General features: G+C 69.2%; 24 protein-coding genes and 1 tRNA gene. 12 read left to right on the top strand and 13 right to left on the bottom strand.

The genetic code is table 11. From position 1 onward, the window contains the following. Positions 1-291: 291 nt before the first annotated feature. From Q0812_RS13125 to Q0812_RS13075, 11 genes are all read right to left on the bottom strand, one after another. Positions 292-367 (bottom strand) — tRNA-Phe (locus Q0812_RS13125). 73 nt (positions 368-440) lie between these two features. Further along, positions 441-608 carry a DNA gyrase inhibitor YacG gene (locus Q0812_RS13120; protein WP_302110801.1) on the bottom strand — a complete coding sequence of 56 codons (168 nt, stop codon included), beginning with the start codon at positions 606-608 and terminating at the stop codon, positions 441-443. Between the two features lie 3 nt (positions 609-611). Continuing rightward, entirely contained in the window at positions 612-1,655 is a 1,044-nt protein-coding gene (locus tag Q0812_RS13115) for a S1 domain-containing protein (protein ID WP_302110800.1), read from the bottom strand. Continuing rightward, entirely contained in the window at positions 1,652-2,233 is a 582-nt protein-coding gene (locus tag Q0812_RS13110) for a Maf family protein (RefSeq protein ID WP_302110799.1), read from the bottom strand. Before Q0812_RS13110 ends, Q0812_RS13115 begins: the two co-directional genes overlap by 4 nt. 4 nt (positions 2,234-2,237) lie before the next feature. Next, positions 2,238-2,456, bottom strand: coding sequence for a translation initiation factor IF-1 (infA, locus tag Q0812_RS13105; RefSeq protein WP_302110798.1), 219 nt, complete (start codon positions 2,454-2,456; stop codon positions 2,238-2,240). An 84-nt stretch (positions 2,457-2,540) separates the two neighbouring features. After that, a complete protein-coding gene (locus Q0812_RS13100) occupies positions 2,541-2,999 on the bottom strand; it encodes a UPF0262 family protein (protein ID WP_425281575.1) in 459 nt (152 codons plus the stop codon). Next, complete coding sequence (locus Q0812_RS13095; RefSeq protein WP_302110796.1) at positions 2,992-3,438, bottom strand: DUF2948 family protein; 447 nt, start codon at positions 3,436-3,438, stop codon at positions 2,992-2,994. The genes Q0812_RS13100 and Q0812_RS13095 overlap by 8 nt, the downstream gene beginning before the upstream one ends. Continuing rightward, a complete protein-coding gene (gene murA / locus Q0812_RS13090) occupies positions 3,435-4,730 on the bottom strand; it encodes a UDP-N-acetylglucosamine 1-carboxyvinyltransferase (protein ID WP_302110795.1) in 1,296 nt (431 codons plus the stop codon). Before murA ends, Q0812_RS13095 begins: the two co-directional genes overlap by 4 nt. A 62-nt stretch (positions 4,731-4,792) precedes the next feature. Further along, on the bottom strand, positions 4,793-6,271 hold the full coding sequence (gatA, locus tag Q0812_RS13085) for an Asp-tRNA(Asn)/Glu-tRNA(Gln) amidotransferase subunit GatA (protein ID WP_302110794.1): 1,479 nt from the start codon (positions 6,269-6,271) through the stop codon (positions 4,793-4,795). A gap of 3 nt (positions 6,272-6,274) precedes the next feature. Then, a complete protein-coding gene (gene gatC / locus Q0812_RS13080; RefSeq protein ID WP_302110793.1) occupies positions 6,275-6,562 on the bottom strand; it encodes an Asp-tRNA(Asn)/Glu-tRNA(Gln) amidotransferase subunit GatC in 288 nt (95 codons plus the stop codon). A 72-nt stretch (positions 6,563-6,634) separates the two neighbouring features. Then, positions 6,635-7,126: a hypothetical protein gene (locus Q0812_RS13075; protein ID WP_302110792.1), complete on the bottom strand. Its 492-nt coding sequence runs from the start codon at positions 7,124-7,126 to the stop codon at positions 6,635-6,637. A 73-nt stretch (positions 7,127-7,199) separates the two neighbouring features. On the opposite strand from Q0812_RS13075, the gene ruvX reads away from it, so the two are divergent. The 6 genes from ruvX to dprA all read left to right on the top strand — a co-directional run bounded on the left by ruvX (position 7,200) and on the right by dprA (position 12,756). Continuing rightward, entirely contained in the window at positions 7,200-7,676 is a 477-nt protein-coding gene (ruvX, locus tag Q0812_RS13070) for a Holliday junction resolvase RuvX (protein ID WP_302110791.1), read from the top strand. Further along, positions 7,673-8,596, top strand: a complete 924-nt coding sequence (locus Q0812_RS13065) for an AEC family transporter (protein ID WP_302110790.1) — start codon at positions 7,673-7,675, stop codon at positions 8,594-8,596. Before ruvX ends, Q0812_RS13065 begins: the two co-directional genes overlap by 4 nt. A 72-nt stretch (positions 8,597-8,668) precedes the next feature. Further along, a complete protein-coding gene (locus Q0812_RS13060; RefSeq protein WP_302110789.1) occupies positions 8,669-9,658 on the top strand; it encodes an aspartate carbamoyltransferase catalytic subunit in 990 nt (329 codons plus the stop codon). Continuing rightward, positions 9,655-10,944, top strand: a complete 1,290-nt coding sequence (pyrC, locus tag Q0812_RS13055) for a dihydroorotase (protein ID WP_302110788.1) — start codon at positions 9,655-9,657, stop codon at positions 10,942-10,944. Before Q0812_RS13060 ends, pyrC begins: the two co-directional genes overlap by 4 nt. Before the next feature lie 67 nt (positions 10,945-11,011). After that, positions 11,012-11,668, top strand: a complete 657-nt coding sequence (gene plsY / locus Q0812_RS13050; protein WP_302110917.1) for a glycerol-3-phosphate 1-O-acyltransferase PlsY — start codon at positions 11,012-11,014, stop codon at positions 11,666-11,668. After that, positions 11,665-12,756 carry a DNA-processing protein DprA gene (gene dprA / locus Q0812_RS13045; protein WP_302110787.1) on the top strand — a complete coding sequence of 364 codons (1,092 nt, stop codon included), beginning with the start codon at positions 11,665-11,667 and terminating at the stop codon, positions 12,754-12,756. Before plsY ends, dprA begins: the two co-directional genes overlap by 4 nt. On the opposite strand, the gene Q0812_RS13040 is transcribed toward dprA, so the two are convergent. Next, a complete protein-coding gene (locus Q0812_RS13040) occupies positions 12,742-12,918 on the bottom strand; it encodes a hypothetical protein (RefSeq protein ID WP_302110786.1) in 177 nt (58 codons plus the stop codon). The genes dprA and Q0812_RS13040 overlap by 15 nt on opposite strands. Positions 12,919-13,071: 153 nt before the next feature. On the opposite strand from Q0812_RS13040, the gene topA reads away from it, so the two are divergent. Further along, positions 13,072-15,660: a type I DNA topoisomerase gene (topA, locus tag Q0812_RS13035; protein ID WP_302110785.1), complete on the top strand. Its 2,589-nt coding sequence runs from the start codon at positions 13,072-13,074 to the stop codon at positions 15,658-15,660. Here topA and mutY read toward each other — a convergent pair. Beyond that, positions 15,657-16,676, bottom strand: a complete 1,020-nt coding sequence (gene mutY / locus Q0812_RS13030) for an A/G-specific adenine glycosylase (protein WP_302110784.1) — start codon at positions 16,674-16,676, stop codon at positions 15,657-15,659. The two genes, topA and mutY, sit on opposite strands and share 4 nt — an antisense overlap. Positions 16,677-16,698: 22 nt before the next feature. On the opposite strand from mutY, the gene Q0812_RS13025 reads away from it, so the two are divergent. The 5 genes from Q0812_RS13025 to Q0812_RS13005 all read left to right on the top strand — a co-directional run bounded on the left by Q0812_RS13025 (position 16,699) and on the right by Q0812_RS13005 (position 20,860). Next, on the top strand, positions 16,699-17,244 hold the full coding sequence (locus Q0812_RS13025; protein WP_302110783.1) for a DUF721 domain-containing protein: 546 nt from the start codon (positions 16,699-16,701) through the stop codon (positions 17,242-17,244). A gap of 67 nt (positions 17,245-17,311) precedes the next feature. Continuing rightward, on the top strand, positions 17,312-18,496 hold the full coding sequence (locus Q0812_RS13020) for an MBL fold metallo-hydrolase (protein ID WP_302110782.1): 1,185 nt from the start codon (positions 17,312-17,314) through the stop codon (positions 18,494-18,496). Between the two features lie 17 nt (positions 18,497-18,513). Further along, positions 18,514-19,107 carry a DNA-3-methyladenine glycosylase I gene (locus tag Q0812_RS13015; protein ID WP_302110781.1) on the top strand — a complete coding sequence of 198 codons (594 nt, stop codon included), beginning with the start codon at positions 18,514-18,516 and terminating at the stop codon, positions 19,105-19,107. Beyond that, a complete protein-coding gene (locus Q0812_RS13010; RefSeq protein WP_302110780.1) occupies positions 19,104-19,730 on the top strand; it encodes a ribonuclease HII in 627 nt (208 codons plus the stop codon). The genes Q0812_RS13015 and Q0812_RS13010 overlap by 4 nt, the downstream gene beginning before the upstream one ends. Before the next feature lie 44 nt (positions 19,731-19,774). Next, positions 19,775-20,860 (top strand): PA0069 family radical SAM protein, encoded by a 1,086-nt coding sequence (locus Q0812_RS13005; RefSeq protein ID WP_302110779.1) that lies wholly within the window; start codon positions 19,775-19,777, stop codon positions 20,858-20,860. Positions 20,861-20,865 lie beyond the last annotated feature (5 nt).

The raw sequence follows: 20,865 nt of genomic DNA, 5'->3' as shown, positions 1-20,865 counted from the left end.
AATTCCTAGTTGGTCTGATCGGCTGGGACCGGGCGACGAAGAGTCAGGTTGGGTTCCATCCCCGGTTAAATACGTTGGCGTGCGGCACGTTCCCGAGAGGGACGCATCAGCACGTTTCGAACGGTTCGCAAGAAACCGGACCGAACCCCTTTGGAGAAGCCTTGCATTAGCGTCAAGGGCCGTCTTCTGCTTTTCCCGCCGTAGGCGAAAGCAGGAATGTCGCAACATGCGCTCGGCGACGAAATCCACCTCTCGCGCGGTGAAATGACGATCGTCGTTCTGCGGAGATGATGGTGCCCGGGGGCGGATTCGAACCACCGACACGCGGATTTTCAATCCGCTGCTCTACCAACTGAGCTACCCGGGCCCAGGCGCGCCGTCTGGGGCGCGCCGGAGGGAGGCGGCTCTATAGGCGAGGCCCGAGCCGCTTGTCCAGCGCCTCAATCGCTCTCGTCTTCATCCTCCGCGAGCCGAGAAGCCGGAGCCCCGGGCACCGCATAGCGGCCCGACAGCCAGCGGTTCAGGTCCACGTCGGCGCACCGCTTCGAGCAGAAGGGTTGGTACTGCGGGACAGTCTCGGCCCGGCGGCAGATCGGACAGGTCGCCATGGCTCAGGCCTCCTCCACGCTCGCTCGTCCTGGGCCCCGACTCGGATCGGGCTGAACCAAGGCTCTGGGCCCCAGTCTAGCGGCCAGGGGCGTGGCGCGTTCCGCTTCCTCCGGCGAACAGACCAGGGTCAGACGCGGCGCCGCCCGATCCGACAGGAGGGCGTGCCGCAACAGGCGCACCGCCCCGATGGCGCGGGTCTCCAGCGAGGGTCGCCCGCCCTCAAGTAATCTTTCCTCGATCGGGGTGCGGCGCCACGGCAGGGCCAGCTGCAGCACCCCGAAGCGGCTGAGCGGCCCCATCACGGCCTCATCGCCTGCGAAGGCCGCTCTGGCCTGTTCGGTCAGCTTCGCGCCGTCAAAGCCGGTCCCGGCCAGGTCGATGGCCACGGTCCCGCCCCAGCCCTTCAATCGGATCAGCCGGGCCGCCTGGAGCAGGCCTTGCCTATTCGCCTCAGCTCGGGCTCGACGCGGGTCGCGACCGGCCACAGGCGCGTGATCGATATCGACCGCCACGAGGGCGCGGGTCCGTTGCACCGCCAGATCCAGCCCCCATTCGGCGAAGATGTCGCCTTGGCCCAGCGCCTCCTCCTCAGCGTCCCAGCTCGCCTGGATGGCCGCCACGCCCGTGATGGGCTCCACCCGCGGCGCCGTAATGGCCATCTGGTCGCAGATCGATGGGCCGGAAGACAGCAGCCGCGCCGGACCCTCCGCAGGCCCGATCAGGCGCAGGACCGGCCCCTTGCGCTCGCGGGGCTCGGCCGAAACCTCGACCTCCACGAAAGCGCCCACGGGCGGGGCTTTCGCCTTGCCTAGAGGAAGAAAGCCGAAGGGCGCCCCCACCCCAAGATCGACAAAGGCCGCTCCCAAGCCGGACTGCACCTCGGCGACCCGTCCGACGCTACGCGCGCCCAAACGGTGCGCGGGCACGTCCGTTTCGCGCTCGATCAGCAGGCGTTCAAAGCGGCCATCCCGCGCGATGACCAGCCGGGTTTCGCCCGGCGTCTCGTCCAGGAAGACCTCGATCTCGCTCCCAGAGATACTGCTCACGGGCGCCAGCCCAGGCCCTCCAACAGGAGGCGCGTCTCATAAAGCGGCAATCCGACGATCGCGGTGTAGCTGCCTGTAATTCCTCTGACGAACCCGCCGGCGAGTCCCTGAACCTTGTAGGCGCCCGCCGCTCCCTCCCACTGACCGGAAGCGAGGTACCCGGCCCGCTCCTCATCAGAGAGGCGTTTGAAGGCGACCCGAGCCTCGGCGATGCGGCTGGCCGTCCGACCGTCCGGCGCCCGCACGGCGACGCCGGTCAGCACCACGTGATTGCGCCCGGACAGCAGGTCCAGCATCCGCCCGGCCTCTTCGGCGTCGGCGGGTTTGCCCAGGATGCGGCGGCCCACGGCCACCACGGTGTCGGACCCCAACACATAGGCGTCGGGCTGAGCGGCTGCGCCCGCCCTCGCCTTGCCTTCGGCCAGACGCAAGACCAGGCGCTTTGGCGTCTCGCCCTTCAGCGGGGTCTCGTCAATGTCTTGCGGAGCAGTGTGGTCCGGCCGAACGCCGATCTGGGCCAGCAGCTCCAGACGGCGGGGGCTGGCGCTGGCCAGCACCAGAGGCGCGCGCGCGCCCACGGCCTTACTTGAAGCGATAGGTGATGCGGCCCTTGGTCAGGTCGTAGGGCGTCATCTCGACCAGAACCTTGTCGCCGGCCAGCACGCGGATGCGATTCTTGCGCATCTTGCCGGCGGTGTGGGCGATGATCTCGTGCTTGTTCTCAAGCTCCACGCGAAACGTCGCGTTGGGCAGCAGTTCAATGACCGTGCCGGGAAACTCGAGCAGTTCTTCCTTAGCCATGCAGCCTCGTCAGGTGGGCGGCCAGACGGGCCGCCGGGAATTCGGCGCGCTTAATGCACCAAAAGCTTCGCGCCGTCGATGGGTTCAAGCCTTGGCGTTCAGAGCGCACAGCAGGGTGAAGAAGCGCCGCCCCGTCTCCAGGTCCATGTCCAGCTTGCCGGACAGGCGCTCGCACAGGGTGCGGCCCGCCTCGTCGTGCAGGCCGCGGCGGCCCATGTCCAGCGCTTCGATCTGGCTGGGCGAAGCCCCATGCACCGCCTGCACATGGCTGTCGCAGATCATCAGATAGTCCCGCATCAGTCCCTTCAGCGGTGTCAGAGAGATCAGGTGCCCGCGCCTGGCTCCCAGGCCCTCGACCTCTACCGCGAGACGGCTTTCCCGGAGCGACAGGTTCAGTCGCCAAGGCCCCTCGCCCGCCCCTGGCGCCTTCAGGCGGCCGTTCTCGACCAGGTCCTTGGCGGCGACCGTCCACTCGTCGCGCGAAGCAGCCGGGAATGATTCCGCGTCCACCTCCACGGCGGCGATGGTGGCGGCGTCAGCCATCGATGTCGGCGCCATGGTCGGGAACGCCACGGGCCGGCCAGCCGCCCGTCAGGTCGGCCAGAACCGCGTCCACGCACTCGACCTGGGCCTCCAGATCCGCCCCGCCGGCGAAACGGAACCCCAAGACGCCGCCGGGTCCGTCGATTTCGGGGCGGAAGGTCAACGCCAGCAGTTGCAGCACCGCGCGACGGTCGCGGGTCAGTCCCCTGGACCTGACCCCCAGCACGCCGCCCAGTTGAAGCCCGCTGCGCACCCGTTCGCGCTCGCGGCCGGCCTCACGGCGCAACCGATTGAAAGCGAAGGTCAGCCGCCGCCCCTTTGCCTCCAGCAGGATGTCGCGGCGCAGGCATACCGCGTCCTGCAAGGCGGCCGAGATCAACTCCAGATCTCCGGCGTCCTGGGCCAGCAGATGCAGCCCCGTATCTTGGGCCCCGCTCATTCGGCGGCCGCCTCCACGGAGCCGTCGCCATCGCCCTCTTCGCGCCAGATGCGCGCGCCGCAGGCGGCCAGCTTCTCCTCCAGGCGCTCGAAGCCGCGATCCAGATGATAGACGCGGCTGATCTCGGTGCGGCCCTCGGCAGCGAGCCCCGCGATGACCAGGCTGACCGACGCCCTCAGGTCCGTGGCCATCACCGGCGCGCCGTGCAGAGCCTCCACGCCCGTCACCCGCGCCTCGCCGCCGTGGACGGCGATGCGCGCGCCCAGGCGGGACAGCTCGGGAGCGTGCATGAAGCGGTTCTCGAAAATGGTCTCGCGGATAACGCTCTCGCCCTCGGCCAGAGTCATCACGGCCATGAACTGGGCCTGCACGTCGGTTGGGAACCCCGGATAGACCTCAGTGGTCACATCCACGGCCTTTAGCCGCGTAGACGGATCGCGGCGGATAGTGACCGAGGCCTCGCCTTCCTCCACCTCGACCCCCGCCTCGCGCAGCTTGGCGATCAGGGCCTGAAGCGTATCGACGCGCACCCTGTCGACCACCACCTCGCCGCCGGTCATGGCCGCGACGCAGGCGAAGGTGCCGGCCTCGATGCGATCCGGGATCACGGACCAGTCCGCGCCCGACAGGCGCTTCACCCCCTCGATGATCAGGGTGTCGGTATCGATGCCGCTGATCTTTGCGCCCATGGCGTTCAGGCAGTGGGCCAGGTCGCCGATCTCGGGCTCGCGCGCGGCGTTTCTCAGCACCGTCGTCCCCCTGGCCAGCACCGCCGACAGCAGGGCGTGCTCGGTCGCCCCGACGGAGACGAAGGGGAAGGTGATCTCGGCGCCTTTCAGGCCGCGCGGGGCTGTGGCGTAGACATAGCCCTCGTGCATCTCCAGGTTGGCCCCCAGCGCCTCCAGCGCCTGGAGGTGCAGGTCCACCGGTCGGGCGCCGATGGCGCATCCGCCCGGCAGCGACACCTTGGCGTGGCCCATGCGCGCCAGCAGCGGCCCCAGCACGTTGAATGAGGCGCGCATCTTGCGCACCAAGGCGTAGGGGGCGAAGGCGCTGGACACGTCGTGCCCGTCCAGGATCATCACGTCGGCCTCGCGCGTGACCTTCACGCCCAGCCGCTGCAGCAGCACCGTCAGAAAGCGCGTGTCCGCCAGGTCCGGCATGTTGCGCAGCGTCAGCGGCTGCTCGGTCAGCAGGCAGGCGACCATCAGCTTGATGGCCGAGTTCTTGGCCCCGCTGACCGGCAGGGTTCCCTTCAGGGCGGCCCCGCCCTCGATGACGATACGATCCATGGACGTCCCAGCAGCGGCCCTACGCACGGCCGCAACGGCGTTCTAGTGCGGCTCTGAGCCTCTCACCACCACTTTTCCGGCCGCGCCGTGAAGCCCGCCGCCTGCTCCAGGGCCGCGGCGGCGCTGAACATGGTCGCTTCGTCCAGCGCGCGGCCGATCACCTGCAGGCCCAGCGGCAGGCCCCCGGCGTCCAGACCCGCCGGCACTGAAACGCCGGGCAGACCCGCCAGATTGGCCGTTACCGTGAAGACGTCGTTCAGATACATGGTGATGGGGTCGATCTGCTTGTCGCCGATGGCGAAAGCCGCCGACGGCGTCGAGGGCGTCAGCACCACGTCGCAGGCCTTCCAGGCCTCGTCGAAGTCCTGGGCGATGCGGCGGCGCACCTTCAGCGCCCGCACATAGAAGGCGTCGTAGAAACCCGCCGACAGCACATAGGCCCCGATGGTCAGGCGCCGCTGCACTTCCTTGCCGAAACCCTCGGCGCGGGTCTTCTCGTAAAGGTCGCCCAGCGACTTCGCCCCCTCGGCGCGATGACCGAAGCGCATGCCGTCGTAGCGGGCCAGGTTCGAAGAGGCCTCGGCCGGCGCGACGATATAGTAGGCCGGCAGGGCGTATTTGGTGTGCGGCAGGCTGATGGGCACGATCTCGGCGCCCGCATCCTTCAGCCAGGCCTGTCCCTGCTCCCACAGGTTCAGTATCTCGGCCGGCATGCCGTCCATGACGTATTCGGCCGGCACCCCGACGCGCAGACCCTTGACCGACTTGCCCACGGCCGCCGTCCAGTCGGGCGTCTCCACCTCCAGGCTAGTGGAGTCCTTCTCGTCGAACGAGCACATGGAGCGCAGCAGAAGGGCCGCATCCTCGACGGTCTTGGCGATGGGCCCGGCCTGATCCAGCGAGCTGGCGAAGGCCACCATGCCGTAGCGGCTGGCGCGGCCGTAGGTCGGCTTGACCCCCACCGTGCCGGTGAAGGCGGCGGGCTGGCGGATCGAGCCGCCCGTATCAGAGGCCGTGGCCGCCAGGCACAGGTCGGCCGCCACCGCGCTGGCCGAACCGCCCGAGCTGCCGCCGGGCGTCAGATCCGCGTTCGAGGCCTTGGACTTCCACGGGTTCACCACCGGCCCGAAGGCGCTGGTTTCGTTGGACGAACCCATGGCGAACTCGTCCATGTTCAGCTTGCCCAGCATGACCGCCCCGTCGCGCCACAGATTGGCGGTGACGGTGCTCTCATAGGGCGGCACGAAGCCGCGCAGCATGTTGGATCCGGCCGTGGTCTGGACGCCGTCCGTGCAGAACAGGTCCTTGATCCCCAGCGGCGCGCCTTCCAGCGCTCCGGCCTCGCCCGAGGCGATGCGGGCGTCGGAGGCGCGCGCCATCTCCAGCGCCCTGTCGGCAGTCACCTCGACATAGGCGTTCAGGCGCGGATTGGCGGCTTCGATGTTGGCCAGGAACGCCTGGGTCAGCTCGGCCGAAGAAAACGCCTTGGACTTCAGGCCGTCCAGCGCGGCCTTCAACGTCAGGGAGGTCAGGTCGCTCATGGCTTACTCGACCACCTTGGGCACGACGAAGAAGCCGTCGGCCGCCTTGGGGGCGTTCGACAGCACCGCCTCGACCTTGGCGCCGTCGGTCACCACGTCATCGCGCAGGCGCAGCGGCTGCTCCACGTTGGAGGTCATGGGCTCCACACCCTCCACATCCACCTCGTTCAGCTGCTCGATCCAGGCCAGGATGCCGTTCAGCTCCTGGGCCATGGGCTCCAGGCGCTCCTCGGGCAGGGCGATGCGCGCCAGATGCGCGGCCTTCTTCACGGTGGCGGAATCGACGGCCATCAGGCCCTCCAGACGAACGGACGAAGCCGGGGGATTAAAGGGGCTGAGGCGCTTTCACAAGCCGCCGCCCCATCAGCGCGCGGGCGTCACCTCGACCCGCGCCGGCGGACGGTCTTCCGGCCCCTTCGTCCAGGCGACGATCAGGCGGACAGGACGCGTCGTGATCTCGCCGCTGGTTTGATCGACGCTGCTCTGGCGAGCCTCCAGCTCGACACGGCCCGGGCCCTCACCCGCCACCGTCCAGGACTCGAAGTCGCCCAGGCGAAACACCCGCCAGCCCTCGGCCGGGCTCTCGTAGAAGGCGATGTAGGTGTAGAGGCCGTTGACCGCCGGATCTCCGCCCGCCGTTCCGAACACCTTGGCCCCCTGCCCCTCCAGCTCGTGCAGCTGCACGACCGAGGCGGCCCATTGCAGGGTAGGTTCGATCTCGGGATCGACGCTATCGGTCGGCCCGGCGGCCTGGAAGGGCTGCGACGGCGCCAGACTTGGCCGCGCCGCGCTCTGCTGCGCGGGCTCGCAGCCTGCAAGCAACAGCCCTGCCGCAAGCAATGTCGCGCAACGCATGTTGAGGCCTCCCGCAGCGTCCGGAGCGATAATCGCCTTTGACAGCGGTGGTGACCAGCCCTACCGCCGCGCCATGGCCGTTGTCGAACTCGCCGATCTGCCCGCCGCCTGCCCGCCGAATACGCCGTTCGTGGGCCTGGACCTGGGCGAAAAGACCATCGGGGTGGCGGTCAGCGACCTGACCCGCACCATCGCCAGTCCCGCCCAGCTGATCCGCAAGACCAAGTTCACCGACGACGCCAAGGCCCTGTTCCGCCTGATGGATGAGCGAGGCGCCACAGGCGTGGTCATCGGCCTTCCCCTGAACATGGACGGTTCCGAAGGTCCTCGCGCTCAATCCTGCCGCGCCTTCGGCCGAAACCTGCAGCGCCTGCGCGACGTGCCGGTGGCCTTCTGGGACGAGCGCCTGTCCACCAGCGCCGTGGAGCGGTTCCTGATCGAAGACCTCGATCTGAATCGCAAGCGCCGCGCCAATGTGATCGATCGCACCGCCGCCGCCTTCATTCTTCAGGGCGCGCTGGACCGGCTGAAGGCGGGGTTCAGCGCGTGACCGCCATTCTGTTGGGCGTGGCGCCGGTTTTCGGCCTGATCGCCCTGGGCTGGGCTCTCAAGGCGCGCCGCTTCCTGATGGACGAAGCCTGGCGACCCATCGAAAGGCTCGTCTATTTCGTCCTTTATCCCGGCTTCTTGATCCCGACCATCTGGAACGCCGACTTCTCGGGTTTGGCGGCGGGTCCCGTCGGTCTGGCTTCAGTCAGCGCGGTTGGGATCGTCGCCCTGGCTGCAGTCCTGCTGAAGCCCCTGATCCGCCTGCCGGACGCCAGCTTCACCAGTGTGTTTCAGGGCGTGATCCGCTGGAACGCCTTCGTCTTCCTGCCCGTGGCCTTATCGGTCTTCGGACGCGACGGTGCGGCCCTGGGCGCTGTGGTCGTCGGCTCCTTGATCCCTTTCATCAACATCCTCTGCGTGCTGGTGCTGTCGCGCTGGGGCGAAGGCCAGGCCGGGGTCGCCCCCCGCGCCCTGGCGCGTTCCCTCGCCACCAACCCGGTGTTCATGTCCTGCGTGGTGGGTCTGGCCCTGAACCTGCTCAATGTTCCCAGGATCCCGGGCGTGTTCGAGGCTCTGCAGATGCTCGGCGCCGCCGGGGTGCCGCTGGGTCTGATCGTCGCCGGCTCGGGCCTCAGCTTCCGGGGTCTTGCGCTCAGGCCGGTGACGCTGGCTAGCGTCACGGCGGTGAAGATGCTGGCCCTACCGGTGCTTATGTTCCTGCTGGCGGGCCTCTATGGAGGCGACCGCGTGGCTCAGGGCGTAGCCCTGCTTTGCGGCTGCGCGCCGGGCGCCGCCGCCTCCTATGTCCTTGCTCGCCAGATGGGCGGCGATGCGCCCCTGATGGCGGGCATCACGGCGGCGACCACGCTGGCGGCCGCGGCGGTCATGCCGTTGATGCTGATCCTCTTCGGCTACGGCTGAGCGCCCTAGGGCCGTAACCTTGAGGACCATCGCCTTGAGACCCGGCGCGCATCGGCCTATAGCGGGGCTTTGATGACCAGCTCCGACGCCGTCACAGATCTGATCCGCGCGCGGCTGTTCCCATTTCCGCACTCGCATTTCCTGTCGGCCGGCCAGCTGAACACGCCGGACGCGCTGGCCCTGCTCGACCTTGCGGACGCCATGGTGGGCCTCAGCCGCCAGGCCGCCAAGAAGACGGACCTGCTCAAGGGCCGGACCCTCATCAACCTCTTCTTCGAGAACTCGACCCGCACCCAGGCCTCGTTCGAGCTGGCCGCCAAGCGGCTGGGCGCGGACACCATGAACATGAACCCGCGCACCTCTTCGGTCGCCAAGGGCGAGACCCTGATCGACACGGCGGTGACGCTGAACGCTATGCAGCCGGACCTGCTGGTCATCCGCCACTCGTCCTCGGGCGCGGCCGATCTGCTGGCCCGTAAGGTGGCGTGCGCCGTGGTCAACGCCGGGGACGGCGGGCATGAGCATCCGACCCAGGCCCTCCTCGACGCCCTGACCCTGAAGCGGACCTTCGGCGACGTCAGCGGCCTGACCGTCGCCATCTGCGGCGACGTGCTGCACAGCCGCGTAGCGCGCTCGAACGTCGCCCTGCTGAACACCCTCGGCGCCCGCGTTCGGCTGGTGGGACCGCCGACACTTATGCCGGCCGACGCGGACCGCTGGGGCGCCTCGGTCCACCATGACATGGACGAGGGGCTGGCCGGAGCGGACGTGGTCATGATGTTGCGCCTGCAGCTTGAGCGGATGTCCGGCGCCTTCGTCCCGTCCAGCCGCGAGTATTTCCGTTTCTGGGGCCTGGACGCCGCGCGCCTCGCCAAGGCCGCCCCGGGCGCCAGGGTCATGCATCCCGGACCCATGAACCGGGGGGTCGAGATCGACTCGGACATCGCCGACGACCCCGCCGTCAGCCTGATCCAGGACCAGGTCGAGATGGGCGTGGCCGCGCGCATGGCCGTCCTGGCCTCGCTGGCCGCGCGGGTCGACAACGAAGGGGCTCGCCGATGAGCCCCCGCCCCCTCGCCCTCACCGGCGCCCGTCTGATCGATCCGGCCGAGGGCCGCGACGGTCCCGGTTGGCTGCTGGTCAAGGATGGTCGCATCGCCGATCTCGGCGCGGGCGAGGCTGCTTCCCTCCCTGACGAAGCCGAGCGCATCGACTGCAGCGGGGCCGTGCTGGCCCCCGGCCTGATCGACCTGCGCGTCAAGACCGGCGAGCCCGGGGCCGAACACCGCGAGACCCTGGAAAGCGCGGCCCAGGCCGCCGCCGCCGGGGGCGTGACCACCATCGTCCTTCAACCCGATACCGACCCGCCCGTGGACCAGCCGGCCATGGTCGACTTCCTGGCCCGACGCGCGCGCGACCTGAACCTCGTCAACGTGCTGACGGCGGGTGCGGCCACCCAGGGGCTCAGGGGCGAGCGCATGGCCGAGATCGGCCTCATGGCCGAGGCGGGCGCCGCCTATTTCACCGACGCCGACCAGGTCATCACCGATTCCCAGGTGCTCAGGCGCGTGCTGGCCTATGCCGGAGGGTTCAACGCCCTGGTCGCCCACCGACCGGCTGATCCCTGGCTGACGCGCGGCGCCTGCGCCACCGAGGGGGAACTGGCCGCACGCATGGGCCTGCCCGGCGCCCCCGCCGCCGCCGAGCGCATCGGGCTGGAGCGCGACCTGGTGCTGGCCGAGCTGACCGGCGGGCGGCTGCTGGCCGACCAGATCACCACCGGCGCCGCCCTGGAAGCCGTGGAGCGCGCCCTGGCGCGCGGGGTCGAGGCGTCCGTCAGCGTCGGCATCGCTCACCTGTGCTTCAACGAGCTGGATATCGGCGACTACCGCACCTTTTTCCGTCTCAATCCGCCCCTGCGCGCCGAGGATGACCGCCGCGCCCTGATCGAGGCCCTGCGCGACGGCCGCATCGACGTGGTGACGTCCGCCCACACGCCCGCCCCGGCCGAGGACAAGCGCCTGCCCTTCAGCGAGGCCTTGCCCGGTGTCGTGGGCCTCGAGACACTGCTCTCAGCGTTGGTGGGTCTCCATCATGAAGAGGGCGTCGATCTGATCGACGCGCTACGCCCGGTCACCTGCGGCCCCGCGGAATTGCTGGGACTGCCGTCCGGTCGCCTGGCCGAGGGCGCGCCCGCCGACCTGGTGCTGTTCGATCCAAACGCCCCGCGCCGCTTCGACGCCGCCCAGTTGCGCTCGCGCTCGAAGAACTCGCCCTTCGATGGGCGCACCCTGCAGGGCGTCGTGCGCCGAACCATGGTGGGCGGCCGCATCATCCATCAGGCCTAGCCGCCCGACGCGTGCTACACACGCTTTTCGGGAATCGCGTGAGGGGAACGCCGTGACCTTCGACTCCATGGCCTATGAGAATCCGGCCCTTTGGACCGGCATCGTGGCCGCCGTCTCCTATCTGATCGGCGCCATCCCCTTCGGCGTGATGATCACCAAGGCCGCGGGCCTGGGCGACGTGCGCAAAATCGGCTCGGGCAATATCGGCGCGACAAACGTGCTGCGCACGGGCCGAAAGGACCTGGCCCTGGCCACCCTGATCCTCGACGGCGGCAAAGGCGCCTTCGCCGTCCTGGCGACCATGCTGATCTTCAGCGACCTGGGATTCAGAACCCAGCTGGCCGCCGTGGCCGGCGCAGCCGCCTTTGTCGGTCACCTGTTCCCGGTCTGGCTGGGCTTCAAGGGCGGCAAGGGGGTGGCCACCTTCTTCGGCGTGCTCCTGGCTATGGCCTGGCCGGTGGGCGTCGCGGCCGGCGCAGTCTGGATCCTGATGGCTGTTCTGATGCGCTACTCGTCCCTGTCGGCCCTGACGGCGGCCGCGGCGGCGCCCCTCATCGCCTGGGCCATGGGTACGCCCTGGGCCGCGCCGCCGCTGGTCAGCGACTGGCGACCTGTGGCCATGCTGGCCGCCTTCATGGCCGTGCTGATCTACATCCGCCATGCCGCCAACATCGGGCGGCTTCTCAAGGGCGAAGAGCCCCGCATCGGCGCGAACAAGGGGTGAGCGGGGTTGATCCCGAGCGGCTGGCCCGCCTGACCTTGGCGCGCGCCGAGCGCGTCGGGCCAGTCGCCTTCCGCCAGCTGATCCGCCGCTTCGGCTCGGGCGTCGAAGCGCTGAAGGCCCTGCCCGATCTGGCGCGCAAGGCCGGGGCCGCCGCCTATCGCCTGCCCGATCCCGCGCGCATCCAGGACGAGATCACACGGGGTCAGGCGTTGAACGCTCACCTGCTGCTGCTGGGCGATCCCGACTTTCCACCCATGCTGGCCGCCGTCGATCCGCCGCCCCCGATCCTTTGGGCGCTGGGCGATCCCACGCACCTGTCGAGCCGGGCCGTCGCCGTGGTCGGCGCGCGCGTCGCCTCGGCCGCCGGTCAGCGGTTCGCCCGCCAGCTCTCCGCCGACCTGGCCCAGGCGGGTCTGATGGTCGTCTCGGGCATGGCGCGCGGCATCGACGGCGCCGCCCACGAGGGCGCGCTGGGCGCGGGCCGGGCGACCGTGGCCGTGCTGGCGGGCGGCGTCGACGACGTCTATCCGCCCGAACACCGCGATCTTTACGGCCGCATCGCCCAGCAGGGCTGCATTCTTTCGGAAAGCCCGCCGGGCGCACGCGCCCAGGCCCGGGACTTCCCCCGCCGCAACCGCATCATCTCCGGGCTGTCCCGGGCCGTGGTCGTGGTCGAGGCCGAGCTGCGCTCGGGCTCCCTGATCACCGCCCGCCTGGCCGCCGAGCAAGGGCGCGAGGTTCTGGCGGTGCCCGGCTCTCCGCTCGATCCGCGCGCACGCGGCGTCAATGACCTTATCCGCCAGGGCGCCACCCTGTGTGAAGGCGCCGACGACGTGCTGAACGTGCTGAGCGGGCTTCGCGCCCTGCCGGCCGCCTCGGTCATCGAGGACGAGGGCGCGGACTTCGAGGCGGACGAGGCCCTGCGCGAACAGGTCGCGGCCCTGCTTTCGCCGACGGCTGTCGCTCGCGATGAGATCGTCCGCGCGCTCGGCGCCCCTTCCGCGGCTGTCCTGGCTGCGCTGGTCGAGTTGTCCCTGGCCGGCCGAGCGCAGCTTCTGCCCGGCGGTATGGTCTCAGCTATCGAATGACCGATCCCTGCCGGCGTAATCGCTGGCGAGGCTCAGAAGTTCGCTGAGGTGGGTTTCCCCCTCCTGGCGAGCCATTTCGGCGAGCTGCCTCGCCATGTCGGCCACATAGGCCAGAATCGCCGCCCCCTCCGCGGGGGCGAGTCGCTGGCCTTCGCCATCCATTCCTGTGATCCTCGATGAGTCAGCCAAGGTCGAACTCCCGACATCCAACCTTGGGTTTAGTCCACGCGCGTTAAGATTGTAAAGCCGGACGCCGTTGACACGGCCCCGTGCGCGCCCCCACTTTCCGCGCCCCTCTTCCAGCAGATCGGCCCCATGAACGTCGTCGTCGTCGAGAGCCCGGCCAAGGCCAAGACCATCAACAAATACCTGGGTTCCGACTTCAAGGTGCTGGCCTCCTACGGCCATATCCGCGATCTGCCGCCCAAGGACGGATCGGTGAAGCCGGACGAAGGCTTCGCCATGGAGTGGGAGCTCGACCCCAAGGCGGCCAAGCGCGTCGCTGAAATCGCCGAGGCTCTAAAGGGCGCCGATCGCCTGATCCTGGCCACCGACCCCGACCGCGAGGGCGAGGCGATCAGCTGGCACGTGCTCGAGGTCCTGAACCGCAAGCGCGCGCTCAAGGGCGCCGACGTCCAGCGCGTCACCTTCAACGCCATCACCAAGCAGGCCGTGCAGCAGGCCATGGCCGCCCCGCGCCAGATCGACATGGAGCTGGTCGAGGCCTACCTGGCTCGCCGCGCGCTCGACTATCTGGTGGGCTTCACCCTGTCCCCGGTGCTGTGGCGCAAGCTGCCCGGCGCCCGCTCGGCCGGGCGGGTCCAGTCCGTGGCCTTGCGGATCGTCGTGGACCGCGAACTCGAGATCGAGCGCTTCCGCGCTCAGGAATACTGGTCGGTCGAGGCGGACCTCATGGCGAACAGCCCGCCCTTCACAGCGCGGCTGGTCAAGCACGAGGGCAAGCGCGTCCAGCGGCTGGACATCAAGGATGAAGCCACCGCCCAGGCGGCCCGGGCCGCGATCCAGGCTTCGCCCCTCACCATCCGCTCGGTCGAGAAGAAGCCTGTAAAGCGCTCGCCGCCCCCGCCCTTCACCACCTCGACCCTGCAGCAGGAGGCGGCCCGCAAGCTCGGCTTCACGGCCCAGCGCACCATGCAGGCGGCCCAGAAGCTTTACGAGGGCGTGGACGACCAGGGCGGCCTGATCACCTACATGCGGACCGACGGCGTCTTCGTCAGCCCGGAGGGGATCGCCGACACACGCAAGGCCATCGCCGACCGTTTCGGGCCGGCCTACGTCCCGGCTGAGCCGCGCCACTACAAGGCCAAGGCCAAGAACGCCCAGGAGGCGCACGAGGCGATCCGCCCCACCAGCATGGCCTGCCACCCGGACACGCTGCGCCTCGATGCCGACCTGGCCCGCCTCTACGACCTGATCTGGAAGCGCATGATCGCCAGCCAGATGGAGCAGGCGCGGCTGGACCGCACCACCGTCGACATCGAGACCGCCGACGGCCGCACGGCCCTGCGCGCCACCGGTCAGGTGGTGGTCTTCGACGGCTTCCTCGCCGCCTATGAGGAGGGCCGCGATGACCGTCAGACCAGCCACGACGACGAGGACGAGACCACTCGGCTCCCGGCCCTGAGCGAAGGCGCCTCAGCCTCAGTCCAGGCCATTCGCACGGAGCAGCACTTCACCGAGCCGCCGCCGCGCTATTCCGAAGCCACCCTGGTCAAGCGACTGGAAGAACTCGGCATCGGCCGGCCTTCCACCTACGCCTCGATCCTGACCACCCTGCGCGACCGGGGCTACGTCCGCATGGACAAGAACCGTTTCGTGCCCGAGGACACCGGACGGCTGGTCACGGCCTTCCTCGAGCAGTTCTTCAGCCGCTGGGTCGAATACGACTTCACCGCCGGGCTTGAGGCTCAGCTGGATGAGGTGTCCGAAGGCGACCTCGACTGGAAGGTGCTGCTCGAACGGTTCTGGAGTCAGTTCAAGCCCGCCACCGACGGCGTCATCGCCCGCCAGGGCGTCATCGACGAGCTGGACGAGGCCATCGGACCCTTCCTGTTTCCCGACAAGGGCGACGGCTCTGATCCGCGCCGCTGTCCGGCCTGCGGCTCGGGCCGTCTTCACCTGAAGGCCAGCTTCAAGATGAAGTCGTCCTTCATCGGCTGCTCCAACTATCCGGAGTGCCGCTACACGCGCGGCTTCGGCGGCGACGCCACGGACGCCGGCGCGGCCCAGGACCGCGAATTGGGCGCCGACCCCGCCACGGGCAGGCTGGTTCAGCTGAAGATCGGCCGCTTCGGCCCCTACATCGAAATGGAGGGGGATGACGGCAAACCGAAGCGCTCTTCCCTGCCCAAGGGCTGGTCTCCCGAAGCGCTGACCTTGGGTCAGGCCGTGCGCCTGTTGTCCCTGCCGCGAGAGGTGGGCGTGCACCCCGAAGACGGCCAGCCGATTACGGCGGGCCTCGGCCGTTACGGCCCCTTCGTTCAGCACGCAGGAACCTACGCCAACGTCGAGGACATCGATCAGGTGTTTGAGATCGGCCTCAACCGGGCGGTGGCCCTGCTGGCCGAGAAGCGCGCGGGGCGACCCGGCGGGCGCGGCGCCTCGCAGTCGGCTCTGAAGGATCTGGGCGCCCATCCCGAGACCGGCGAGCCCATCAAGGTCATGGCCGGCCGCTTCGGCCCCTATGTGAAGTGCGGCAAGGTCAACGCCACCCTGCCCAAGGGGGTGGACCCGGCCGAACTGACCCTGGAACAGGCTCTCCCCCTGATCGCCGCCAAGGCGGGCAAGGGGTCGACCAAAAAGGCCGCCGCGAAGAAGGCGCCGGCCAAGAAGGCTCCCGCTAAGAAGGCTCCAGCCAAGAAGGCGGCCAAGGCCAAGACCTAGCGCTCTGGGCGCGTCAGCCGCACGGCCTTGAGAAACACGCTGGGAAGTCCGGCGGCGTCCTCATCCCAGATGAGGCTGTCGGCGAGCCCCTCGGCGGTCATGACCCGCAGGGTCAGGTGGAAGTGGGTGAAGACGTGCTCGACCTCGCCCACGGCCCGCCAGGCAGCGGCGATCGGCGGCTCGGCCTCGACCGGCGCGTCCAACCACTCGCTGGTCGGCAGACCCAGCATCCCGCCGAGCAAGCCCTGGGGCGGCCGCCGCATCAGCCCGATGCGGCCCTGCCCGTCTCGCAGCACCCATACCGTGCCATATCGACGGGGCCGCGCGGCCTTCCTCAGACGCAGGGGATAGCGATCCGGCTCGCCCTGCCTGAAGGCTTCGCAGTCCACGGCCACGGGACATCGGTCGCACAGGGGCGCCCTCGGACGGCAGATGGTCGCCCCCAGGTCCATCAGCGCCTGGGCCCAATCGCCGGGCCGGTCCGCGGCGACCAGACCGCCGGCCAGATGCTTCAGCTCGGGCTTGGCGCCAGGCAGCGGCGTCTCGACCGCATGGAGGCGCGCCACGACCCGCTCCACATTGCCGTCGACCACATTGGCGGGCCGGTCAAAGGCGATCGCCGCCACCGCCGCCGCCGTATAGGGCCCCACCCCGGGCAGGCGCAGCAATCCGTCCTCGGTGTCTGGAAAGACCCCGCCATGATCCGCGGCGACCGCTCGCGCCGTCTTCAGCAGGTTGCGCGCCCGGGCGTAGTAACCGAGGCCCGCCCAGGCCGACATGACCTCGGCGTCCTCGGCCGCCGTCAGGGTCTCTACGGTCGGCCAGCGGCGCGTGAACTCTAGAAAATAGGGCATGGCGTGCGGCACGGTGGTCTGCTGCAGCATCACCTCGGACAGCCACACACGGTACGGATCAGGCCGCATCCCCGAGCGTGGCGGCGTCCGCCAGGGCAGCGCCCGCGCCTCGCGGTCGTACCAGTCCAGCAGGCGTCGTCGGAAGGGCGCGACCTTGATCATCAGGCGCGGTATACAGGCTTTCGTGAAGCGAAGACTGCCCACAGAGGCCGAGGCCGCCGAAATCCTTCAGCGCCGGCGCACCCTGCCCCAGCGCCGCCCGGCGCCGCGTGCGGGCCGTGCCCTGGCCAAGCTGATCCGCACGCTGGACGGCCGCTTCGGCCAGGGCGTGTCGGGACTGGAGGCGCGCTGGCTAGAGATCCTGGGCGATGCGCCGCTCGCCAATGTCTGCCGCCCGGAACGGCTGATGAAGTCCAAGTCCGGCGGAGCGACGCTGGAGCTGCGGGTCGTCGGTGCGGCCGCGGGCCTGGTCCAACATCGCTCGGCCGAGATCATCGAGCGGGTGAACCTGTTCCTCGGCGCGGGCGCCGTCGATCGCCTGCGCATCGTTCAGGGACCGGTGAAGCCCCTGGCCGCAAAGACCGCCCCCCCACGCCGCAAACCTCCGCTCGATGCGGGCGCCGAGGCCGAACTGACCCGGGCGACCGAAACAGTGCCGGATGAGCCCTTGCGCGAGGCCCTGCTTCGCCTCGGGCGAGGGGCGCTTCGAGGCGACCGCCGCGCGCCTTAGATTTTCTTGAGTTGCCCCCCGACTCCTCCCTCGCCAGCGTCTTCGCAGAACGACGAGGAGCCTGACCTTGCGCAAGATCATGTTGGCCGCGGCCGTGGCCGCCACGGTGCTTCACGGGCCCGCCCGCAGCCACGACCTTTCGGTGCAGCCCGCAGAGGCGCCCGCCGCCCAGCCGCTTCCCATCGCCCCGAACGTGGAAGGCTCACTGCCGACCCCTGAAGACGGCTATTTCCAGGTTCCTGAGCAGGTGACCGAGGGCGTCTGGCTGCTGCGGCAGCCGCGTTTCCAGGTCCAGCCCATCGGCAACGTGGCCGTCATCGAACAGGCCGACGGCCTGGTGCTGGTGGACTCCGGCGGCTCCCCCGGCGCCGGTCGTCGCATCGTCGATATGGTGCGCGAAATCAGTCCCAAGCCGGTGAAGGCGGTCGTCATCACCCACTGGCATGGCGACCATCCGCAAGGCCTGTCCGCCATCCTCGAAGCCTGGCCGAACGCCCGCACCATCGCCACGGTGCAGACGCAAACGCACCTGGTCACGCCCGCCACCATGAACACGCCGGGCGCGCCAGACCCCGCGCGCAACGCCGCCTTCCAGCAGCAAATCCAGGGCTTTGTCGGCTATATCCGCCAGATGGGCGCCAATGCCCGCACCGACTACGGACGCGCCAACTGGGCCGCGGGGGAGCGGCTGATGAATCAGTACGCCCTCGACATGGACGGCGCCCTCACCCTGCCCGTGCAGGAGGGCGTCGCCGACCGGCTGGTGATCGATGACGCCGAGCGTCCGGTGGAGGTGCTCTATCTGGGCCGGGCCAACACCGACGGCGACGCCGTCATCTGGCTGCCCCGCCAGCGCATCGTCGCCGCCGGCGACATTGTCGTGCATCCCTTCCCCTACGGCTTCGGCAGCTATCCGGGCGAGTGGATCGAGACTTTCGGCCGCCTGAAGGCGCTGGGCTTCGAGACGCTGATCCCCGGCCACGGGCCGGTGCTGCAGGGGACCGCCTATGTGGATCAGGTCATCGCCGCGCTTGAGGACGTACGCGCCCAGGTGACGCCGCTGGCCGAGGCCGGCGTGCCGCTTGATCAGATCATGTCGCGGACAGACTTCTCGGCCCAGCGCACCGGCTTCGTCGGCGAAGATCCGTGGCAGACACGCTGGTTCAACGACTTCTGGCTGCAGCCCATCGTCACCGCCGCCTATCGGGAGGCGCGCGGCGAGCCCATCATCCAGAGCCTTAACCCGGGCTGATCGGCTAGGGTTAGCCGATGATCGAATCGGCTGAACCCCATCGCTGCGCCTGGTGCGGGACCGACCCGCTCTACGTCGCCTATCACGACCAGGAATGGGGGGTGCCCGAGTTCGACTCCCGCGCCCTGTGGGAAAAGCTGGTGCTCGACGGCTTTCAGGCCGGCCTGGCCTGGATCACGATCCTTCGGAAACGCGAGGCCTTCCGCGCCGCCTTCGACCGCTTCGATCCTGAGAAGGTGGCCCGCTACGGCGAGGCGGACATCTCGCGCCTGCTGGCCGACCCCGGCATCGTGCGCTCCCGCGCCAAGATCGACGCCGCTGTCCGCGGCGCTCAGGTCTATCTCGACATGCGGGACAAGGGCCGGGACTTCTCGGCCTTCTGTTGGGACTTCGTGGACGGCCGGCCGATCCAGAACCGCCTCATGAGCATGGCCGACATCCCTGCCAGGACCGACCTTTCGGAGAAATTCTCGAAGGCGCTCAAGGCCGAGGGCTTCAACTTCTGCGGCCCGGTGATCGTCTACGCCTGGATGCAGGCCTGCGGCATGGTGAACGACCACCTGGTTCCCTGCTTCCGGCACGAGGCCGTGCGCGCTATGGCCGACACATGACCGCCCGCCCCACTTTCAAGCTGGAGAAGACCTGCCTCCAGCCCGTCTGCGGCGTGGACGAGGCCGGACGCGGGCCCTGGGCCGGGCCGGTCTTCGCCGCCGCCGTCATCCTCGCGCCGCGCAAGGTGCCCAAGGGGCTGAACGATTCCAAAAAGCTGACGGCGCTCCAGCGCGAGGCCCTCGAGGCCGAGATCAGGGACCGGGCGGTCTGCTATTCCGTCGCCTTCGCCACAGTGGAGGAGATCGAGAGCCACAACATTCTCCAGGCCACCGGCCTGGCCATGCGCAGAGCGGTCGAGGGCCTCTCCGTAAGACCCGCCTTCGCCCTCGTGGACGGGAACTACCGCTTCGCCCTGCCCTGCGAGATCCGGCCCGTGATCGGCGGCGACGCCCTGTCCGCCTCCATCGCCGCCGCCTCGATCCTGGCCAAGGTGGCGCGCGACCGGGTGATGATCGAGCTGGACGGCGCCTATCCCGGCTACGGCTTCGCCGACCACAAGGGCTATCATGCCCCCGCCCATGTGGAGGCCCTCAAGCGGCTCGGGCCCTGCCCCATTCACCGCCGTTCCTTCGCCCCCATCCGGGCGCTGCTGGAGGCAGAGTTCAGCCCCGCAGCGGAATAGATGTTCTTTCTTTGTTCCGTTTGGCGGTATAGGCTGGCCCGGCCATGCCCGCCACCCCGCCCCCCAGCTTGAAAGGCCGAGGCGCCCGCTCCAACGCGACCGGGCGCTACGAGAAACAGGTCCGCGAGACCTTCGACGACGGCTGGGAGCCGTCCGAACCGGACCAGCCGCCGACGCCGCTGAAGACCGAGCTTCAACCAGACCGCTCGCGCACCATCATCGCCCGGAATGACAGCCCGGACATCGGGTTTGAACGTTCAATCAACCCTTATCGAGGTTGCGAGCACGGCTGCACCTACTGCTACGCCCGGCCGGGCCACGCCTATCTGGGCCTCTCACCGGGCTTGGACTTCGAAACCCGCCTGTTCTTCAAGGCTGACGCCCCACGGCTGCTGCAGAAGGAGTTGTCGAGAAAGGGCTACAGGCCCGAGCGCATCCATATCGGCGGCGTCACCGACCCCTACCAGCCCATCGAGCGAAAACTTAAGATCACGCGACAGGTGCTTGAGGTGCTTGAACGTTTCAACCACCCGTTCAGCATCATTACGAAGTCTGACCTGGTCACTCGCGATGTGGACATCATCGGGCGGATGGCCGCGCGCGACCTCGCGGGCACCTACATATCGGTGACGACCCTGGACCGTTCCCTCGCCCGGGCGATGGAGCCTCGCGCCGCCACGCCGGCCAGGCGGATCGCAGCCATCCGGGCCCTCGCTGAGGCCGGGGTGCCCGTCGGCGTTGGCTTTGCTCCCGTGATTCCGGGCCTCAACGACCACGAGCTTGAAGCGGTTCTGGAGGCCGCCGCCGAGGCGGGCGCGCGCTCAGCCATGTACGTGACCCTGCGCCTGCCGCTGGAGATCAAGGACCTGTTCCAGGAATGGCTGGCCGAGGCGCGGCCCGACCGGGCGGCGCGCGTCATGTCCCTGATCCGCCAGTCGCGCGGCGGCAAGGACTACGACGCCCAGTGGGGCAGCCGCATGAAGGGGACCGGCCCGGTCGCCGACCTGGTCGGCGCGCGCTTCGCGGCCGCCTGCAAGCGCCTGGGCCTGAACCGGGAGCCGCGCACCGTCGATCTGACCCAGTTCAGAGTCCCGGGCGCCTTCAGCGCCCAGATGGACCTGTTCGCCTGAGCGGT

The sequence above is a fragment of the Peiella sedimenti genome (assembly GCF_030504955.1).
GTDB lineage: Bacteria > Pseudomonadota > Alphaproteobacteria > Caulobacterales > Caulobacteraceae > Brevundimonas > Brevundimonas sedimenti.
This window is presented reverse-complemented; position numbering and strand designations above follow the sequence as displayed.